Origin of the sequence: Pseudoalteromonas sp. BSi20429 (assembly GCF_000238895.1) — a bacterium.
Classification (GTDB): domain Bacteria; phylum Pseudomonadota; class Gammaproteobacteria; order Enterobacterales; family Alteromonadaceae; genus Pseudoalteromonas; species Pseudoalteromonas arctica.
The window spans coordinates 24,106-30,965 of record NZ_BADV01000097.1 but is presented as its reverse complement, the minus strand read 5'-3'; the positions used below and the strand labels follow the sequence as shown (position 1 = coordinate 30,965).

General features: G+C 37.7%; 4 protein-coding genes. All 4 read right to left on the bottom strand.

The features are described from left to right. A partial coding sequence (locus P20429_RS19945) for a FimV/HubP family polar landmark protein (protein WP_033027153.1) occupies window positions 1-1,710 on the bottom strand: 1,710 nt, incomplete at its 3' end. Between the two features lie 354 nt (window positions 1,711-2,064). After that, window positions 2,065-3,081, bottom strand: a complete 1,017-nt coding sequence (locus tag P20429_RS01800; RefSeq protein ID WP_007586655.1) for an aspartate-semialdehyde dehydrogenase — start codon at window positions 3,079-3,081, stop codon at window positions 2,065-2,067. A gap of 48 nt (window positions 3,082-3,129) precedes the next feature. Beyond that, window positions 3,130-4,251 carry a 4-phosphoerythronate dehydrogenase gene (locus tag P20429_RS01805; protein ID WP_033027155.1) on the bottom strand — a complete coding sequence of 374 codons (1,122 nt, stop codon included), beginning with the start codon at window positions 4,249-4,251 and terminating at the stop codon, window positions 3,130-3,132. A gap of 265 nt (window positions 4,252-4,516) precedes the next feature. Next, the gene (locus P20429_RS01810; RefSeq protein WP_007586650.1) at window positions 4,517-6,739 is read right to left on the bottom strand and encodes a TonB-dependent receptor; all 2,223 of its coding nucleotides are present in this window, start codon (window positions 6,737-6,739) and stop codon (window positions 4,517-4,519) included. Between the last annotated feature and the right edge of the window lie 121 nt (window positions 6,740-6,860).

Sequence of the window (6,860 nt, the reverse complement as noted above, 5' to 3'; positions counted from 1 at the left end):
ATCTAAATCAAAATCGTCGCTTTCCTCAACTAATGAATCATCTGCAGTGTCAACCGCTGCTTCATCAATTAAGCTATCTATGTCATCTAAATCAAAATCGTCGCTTTCTTCTAAAAGTTCATCTTCGTCGAGTAACTCTGCATCAATTGAGTCATCTGCCACATCACTTTTTGGGTCATTCGCTTCATCAATTAAGCTATCTATATCGTCTAAATCAAAGTCGTCGCTTGTATCAAGTTCAGCTGAACTGTTATTTGAGGTATCTAATTCTGTTGATGTTTGATCTAATAATTCATCTATATCAAAATTATCATCATCTGCAAGCTCCTCACTTAAAGCCGCCATTTCATCATGAGACTCTAAGCTATCATCCTCTAAAGCTTCGCTTGTTTGCGGTGCATCAAACTCAGGTAGACTATCGTCTTCATCAAACAAGCTATCTAAATCGTCATTAGTTAGAATTTCATCATTGTTTATTGAGTCATCAGATAAGTCTAAATCAATATCTTCAGCGTTTTCATCTGAAGGTTGATCAAACCCTTGCTGCATAAAAATATCGAGTTCATCATCGTCATCGGTATTTTCATCATCAAAAACAATGTCATCACTTAGCAGGCTTTCAAGCTCATCCTGATCGAGTAAATTCTCACCACCTGAAAAATCATCTAGGCCGTCATCTAAATCATCATCAGGCAACATATCATTTTCGAGACTATCATCTAATTGAACACTCAAGTCATCTAAAGGGTCGGGTACAATTGGATCGTCATTTAAACTTGGGCCTAAATCATCATCGCCAGTGTAAATTGGAGTTTGTGGTAAAAAGTCATCATCGTTTTGTGGCTCTTCTTGATTACTTGCTCGTTTGCGTAAAAACATAACAATTGCAAAAATAATCAGTAGCCCAGGAATAAACATTAATAAACCTAGCACTATCGGATTTGAAAATAATGAGCTTAAATCAAACGATTCTTTTGGTACTATCTCTTGTTTTTTTTGTTGTGCAATAATCTCATTTTGCTTAACAATTAGTTCTTTTAATTGATTTTGAATTTCACTGTCTTGTCCTAACTGTAAGCGTAAGTTTTCGAGTTCGTTTGAAATACCTGATAATTGTTTTTTAAGATTATTATTCTCAACTAAAATTTCTTCTACATTGCTTACAGAATTTTTAAATTGTTGTTGTAACTCAACCAGCTTAGTACTTTGCTCTGTTTTTATTTCATTTAATTCTTTCTGTATCTCTTTTTTGGCATCGTCTACGTCGACTTTACGAGCTTGGGTTACTTTTGTTTGTGCTGAGATAATTTCGCTTTGCGTAAGTGTGCCATTTTTTTTCTTTTCCCATAATGCATCATCTTGCTCTGAGCGTTGTTTTGCAAGCTGTGTATTTACACCTTTTATTTCGGCTAAAGTAGGGATTTTTAAATAGGCACCATTTTGAATATGATTAAGATTTTGTTCTAAAAATGAGTTGGGGTTTTTGTTATACAAGGCCTGCATAACTTGATAAATGCTGACGGAGTTATCTGGGCGCACTTTAGCCGCTATACGCCAAAGTGTGTCTGTTGGTTTAATTGGCCCAATAGATCGCCCTTGCGCACCATAGTCAACGCCTTTAGGCCCCTTTAATTGGGTACTGTCTTGAGAGTAAACTGGCGTTACTATCAATGCAGACGCTAATATAATAAGTGTAACTAAACCGCGCATGCTGATCCTTTAATATTTAAATATTAACAAAACACTTAAAGCTTAAGTGCATAAATATTGTTGATTATTGCTGTTATCAGCCAAATGACTGACTCGCATTTATTATTACAATCTATTTTTATTGCAAGCTCTATTCCAATTACAAACTATAAACCAGTTAAGGCTTAATATCCATCGCAACACCTTGAAAATAAATGCCTTAAAACATCTTTATAAATATTAATTTATTGAGTGTTATCAATCAGTTTTTATACTTTTAAAAATAAACGGCAAAAAACTGACAAGCTCTATAAACAAAAAGCGGCAAACAAATAATGTTTACCGCTTCTAAAGTGTGTTCAGCGCTATTAACTATTACATGTAATTAGCAATAAGCTCTTCTGCAATTTGAATGCTGTTAGTTGCAGCACCTTTGCGAGTGTTATCACTTACAACCCACATGTTTAATCCATGAGGATGAGAAATATCAGCACGTAATCGGCCTATATAAACAGTATCGTTACCACTAGCGTCAGACACTGCTGTAGGGTAATCACCTTCATCATCAATTAGCTCGACACCAGGCGCGTCTTTTAAAAGTTGCTTAACGTGTTCAAAGTCATAAGGCATGCGCGTTTCAATATTAATTGATTCTGAGTGACCAAAAAACACGGGAACACGTACACAGGTAGGATTTACTGCAATAGTGGTATCACCCAAAATTTTATGAGTTTCATTTACCATTTTCATTTCTTCGCGTGTATAGCCATTATCCTCAAAGCTATCAATTTGAGGAATAACGTTAAATGCAATTTGCTTTGGAAATACTTTATTATCCATAGGGCGTGCATTCATCAAGTTAGCTGTTTGCTTTGCAAGTTCATCAACCGCTTCTTTACCTGCGCCCGATACAGCTTGGTAAGTAGATACGTTAATACGGTCTATTCCGTAAGCATCATAAATTGGTTTAAGTGCTAACATCATCTGAATAGTTGAACAGTTAGGGTTAGCAATAATATTACGATTCCTAAAATCAGCTAGGCTTGAAGCATTAACTTCTGGCACCACTAGTGGGATTTCAAAATCATTTCTAAAGTGCGATGTATTATCGATTACAATACAGCCGGCATCAGCAGCAATAGGAGCATATTTTTCAGATACACTACCACCAGCAGAAAACAAACCTATATGCGCTTGGCTAAAATCAAAGCCTTCAACGTCAAGTACTTCAATGGTCTCACCACGAAACTTTATGTCTTCACCTGCGCTGCGGCTGCTCGCAAGTAAAAAAAGCTGATCTACAGGAAACTTACGATCTGCTAGCGTTTCAATGATTTGACGGCCTACTAAACCAGTAGCGCCAAGTACGGCAACGTTATATTTTTGCGACATATTTCTTCCTCTATAAACGACATTAAAACAACATCGTTAGTTAAATAATTATTTAGCTATGCTAAAGCCAAGTTGACTAAGTGCTGCTAGTTGTGGGCTATCACCTTGTAGGAATAAGGTGCTAAATTCTCGCCTTACCGGATAGTTTTTACGTAAACTATCAAAGCCCTCACCTTCTAAATGACGAAGTAAAATTCCGTCATCGCGGCGTACGTCATAAATTAAATGCACCAAACGGGCAATATCTTGCTCGCTTAGGCTTTGCGTAACAGTTGCATGTGTAATAGCAGGTATTGGTAAAAAATCATCCAACGATTTACTCACCTCTACACCTTTTAGGTCACACAATTTTTGATACAACATTTGTGTACCTCGTGCTTTCCCCTCAAGTGTATGCCCTGCGATATGCACACTGGCATAACGCACATGCTCTAGTAATTCAGTTAGAATATTGGGCTCTTTTTCCCATACATCAAGTACTATATCTAAATCAGCCCCAGCTTCCATTACCTCAAGCAATGCTTGATTATCAATTACGTCGCCTCGGCTTGCATTAATTAGCGTGGTTCCAGGCTTAAGTGCTTGTAATCGCTCTTTACCCATCATGTGCAGCGTTTTGTGCTCGCCACTTTTAATAAGTGGAATATGAAAAGTAACAACATCTGATTGCGCTAATAACTCATCAAGCGCTACATGCTCTTGTAATAAGCCCTGTTCGTGCTTAATTGGATCGCACAGCAGTACGTCGACATTTAATGCTTTTAATTTTTGCGACAAACACGTGCCAATGTTACCCATTCCTACAATACCAATTGTTTGACCACACAATGGGCGCGCATTTTCTTGGCTTAATGCAAATAAACTACTAATTACATATTCAGCTACAGCAACGGCATTACAACCAGGAGCACTAGTAAAAGCAATATTTCTTTCATGTAGTAATTGCGTATCAATATGGTCAATGCCAATTGTGGCAGTGCCCACAAAGCTCAGCTTGTTAGCTTGTGCCAATAGTTCATGATTAACATTAGTCACTGAACGAGTAAGGAGTACATCTACATTTATTAATTGTTCAGGCGTTAATTTACGACCATCAAAACGCTCAACCTCACCAAAGTCTGCAAAGTACTGCTCAACTAAAGGCATATTTTGATCGGCAAGAATTTTCATCACTGAGTCCGTTTGGCAATTAAGTGGCGCCATTGTAACGAACAACCAAGCCTTTACACAAACTAAAAAGGCGCATTTTAGCTGATACAAATACTTAAAAGTGGTTATGTTGATTGTTTTAAATCAGCAATTTAAATTAGGGATTTAAATTATGTGGATAATAATTTTACTATTGAATATATAAAGGCCGAATCACAGCATGATTCGGCCTTTGTTATGAAAAATAAACTTCAGTTACATTGAATTTTATTTACTTGATTTTAGTTTATAGCTCAAAATCTTTTTTGAATTTCAAACCAAATTCACTGCGGTCATTACTGCGCATTACACCAACAAAACCTGATTGTTGTAGGCGACCAACATCGTAAACTTCGTTTAGAACGTTTTCACCATACAGTGTAACTTCCATATCGCCATATGGATTAGTGTACGAAATATTAAAACCAACTAGTTCACGAGAATCAATGGTCTCACTTTGGTTGTAAACTGATTGACCTTGCATTTCACTGCGATACGAATAATTAGCATTAAACGCAAGTGTTGCGCCACTCTCTAAATCCATAAAGTAAGAAGGTGCAACCATGACAGTCCAGCGTGGCGTCAGTGCTGGTGAATCGCCTTTACCTATGCCTTGTACGCCCTCAGCCACTTCTGTTATTTCAGAATCTAAATAACCAACTGCACTACGAATAGTAAAGTCATCGGTAATAGCAACTGTTGTTTCAAGCTCAATACCTTGCGCTTTAGATTGACCCGCATTTTCTACAATTGTTACAAAGCCACCACCCGCTGTTGGATCTGAAAACGGTAATGCTAAATCGGTGTAATCAGTCACAAATACCGCAAGCATCATAGATACATTTTCGTGTACTTGGCCTTTTAAGCCCATTTCGTAGTTAATCGCTTTTGTTTCGTCAAACGATACAAATTGATCTGGTCCACCAAACGGACGCGGTGGAAAACCACCTGTTTGATAGCCTTTTTGAATCTGGCCATACACATTCATATTATTGCTAAGCTGATAAGATGCATTTACATCCCACGTAACCGCATCAAAATCTGCACTTACATATTTACGAGTTGGAAATGATGGGAATATAGCATTTGCATCTTTTTCATCTTTTGAATAACGAAGGCCACCACCTACCGTTAAATCGTCAGTTAAATCGTAGCTGGCATTTATATATGCTGCATACGAATTAGTTTCTTGGTTAATTTCAAATTCGCCGTAACCGCCAAATGATTCTGTTTCACCATCATTCAACAAGCCATTAGGTGTATTAAATGGGCTAAATACAAACGGGCCTGAACGTGTAAAGCCATCTTCATTAAAAAAGTAAAGACCAGATACAAAGTCCATATTATCGAATGTTGCATTTAGCTGAACTTCAAATGAGTACTGATCAGCACCGCCCTCCTCTGGAAACTCAGACAAGTTTAAAGGTGATGCATCATCATCTAGGCCACCTTCATACTCAGATGTACGGTAGCTTGAGATAAACTTAGTGGTATAAGTATCGTTAATTGCCCAGTCGGCTGAAAACGATGTGCCCCAACCTGAGTAAGAGGTAGATTCAATACCCGCAACAGTTGTGCCTAAATCATCAGGGTCTGATGGAATTAAATCTTGAGTCAATAATGGGAAGTCGCCATTAAAAACATCATTTGAGTCTAGTGGGTCTGTCAATTCAATTGTATAAGGCGATTGGCCAGATTCGTTATCAACACCATCTAAAGAAAAAGTGAATGCTAAGTCGGTATTTGCTTGCCATTTAAGTGCAACACGACCACTAAATTCTTCTTCTTCACCAATTTCTTTTTCTGGGTTTGCTAAATTAACAGCTTCGCCCACACCATCACGTGTTTTGTACGATGCACTTGCAGACATACTTACATCATCTGTTAGTGAGTTATTAAAATAAACATCACCGGCAATACGTCCACGACTTCCCAGCTTAGCTGTAGTAGTAACAATACCTTCATCACCAGGTTGCTTTGTAATTACATTTACAGCGCCACCTAATGTATTACGGCCATATAAAGTACCTTGTGGGCCACGAAGCACTTCAACACGCTCAACATTAGGTAATGATAAGTTAGAACCCATTTGACGACCTAAGTACACACCATCAAGATACACACCCACACCCGGATCGGTAGTTATTATGTGATCTTGCAAACCTATACCGCGGATAAATACAGACGCATGCGCAGAATTGCCCACGCCATAGCGGGTAATATTTAAATTTGGAACATATTTACCAATATCTTCTAGGTTACTCATATTGGCTTTATCAATTAGGTTAGCGCCAATTGAAGTGATAGCGGTTGGAGATTCAAACAGGCTCTCTGTACGTTTACGAGCTGTAACTTCTATCTTTTCAAATGCGTCTTGTTTAGCTGTTGTTTTAGTTTCTTCGGCGTTTACAGAGGTAGTGAGTGCAGCAAAAATTGCTAGACTTAGCTGTGAGAGGTTACGTAATTTCAAAATATTCTCCAAAGGATACCGTGTGATTTAGTTATGCATTTATACTTAAGAGTATAAATTTCAGGCATAAAAAAAGATGCGTAATGCATCTTTCCTCTGGATGGGTATTATATGACAGAAT